Raw genomic sequence first — 977 nt, 5'->3', positions numbered from 1 at the left:
CTTCATCCTCCTCGTATAATAAGTTTGTAAGCAAGAAAAACCGCTTACAGACTTATTCTTTTTTGGGTATAAATGGTAAGGATATCTAAGAGGTACTCCCCTCATCCCGATTCCCATCTATACAGTTGATAGTTACATTTCAATATAGGTAGATCCTGTGGTATGATATCAGGTAGAGTCTGATGTCCGAAGGCACTGCTTCTCCTCCTTTCAGCCGGCTTCGTCCGAGACTGCTTTGAAAGCATTCAGCCTGGCACATACGGCACATTCCGCTGACACAGAATTTTCATCCCCAGCCGTTAGCCCCAGCAAAAAAGGCTGACTGGGTGCATGCTCATTGCGCGAGGGTTCGGTCACCGTATGCGGCACAGGATAAACCTTTTGCTTCAGGCTTCACAAATCCCCATCGGAATGGAGGTGATATCATGTTAAAGCTCAACTATATGTCCACCTTGTTTGTAGGTATTGATGTAAGCTCAAAGACCAATGCCGTCTATGCCATGGACTTTGAGGAAAACAAATACATCTCATCGTCGTTTGGCAATAACCAGCCAGGCGCCGATCAGCTTGTAAATATGATTGCCGAATGCATGCAGAAGCATAAAAACCTGGATACGGTTCTTATCGTGCTGGAATCTACTTCTGTATACAGCGTGCATATTTCAAACTTCCTGTCGGCCAGCGAGGTTCTCATGCCCTACAGGCCTTACGTATTCTGTGTAAACCCAAAGGCCGCTTCGAATTACCGAAAATCCTATATCGGAATGGAAAAGACCGATCCCACGGATGCATATCTCATCGCGGACTTCGGCAGGGTAGGCCGTACGAAAAAACTGGAGCCATGGCGCGGCGGGCAGTTCATATCCCTGAAACGCCTTACAAGGCACCGTATGCACCTTTCTGAGTGCATCACCAGGGAGAAGACTTATATGGTTTCGAATCTTTATCTGAAGTTCAGTGAACTTCAGCTCCTTGAA

At 46.5% G+C, this 977-nt stretch carries 1 protein-coding gene; it reads left to right on the top strand.

Features of this window, described 5'->3' with window-relative positions; translation table 11 throughout:
- Nucleotides 1–425: 425 nt before the first annotated feature.
- Nucleotides 426–977, top strand: a 552-nt coding sequence (locus AB5Z01_RS13805; protein ID WP_368365632.1) for an IS110 family transposase, incomplete at its 3' end; no start/stop codon positions are given.

The organism is Ruminococcus sp. RTP21359st1_H3_RTP21359_211015, from assembly GCF_040909065.1.
Lineage (GTDB): Bacteria > Bacillota > Clostridia > Oscillospirales > Ruminococcaceae > Hominimerdicola > Hominimerdicola aceti.
This window is presented reverse-complemented; position numbering and strand designations above follow the sequence as displayed.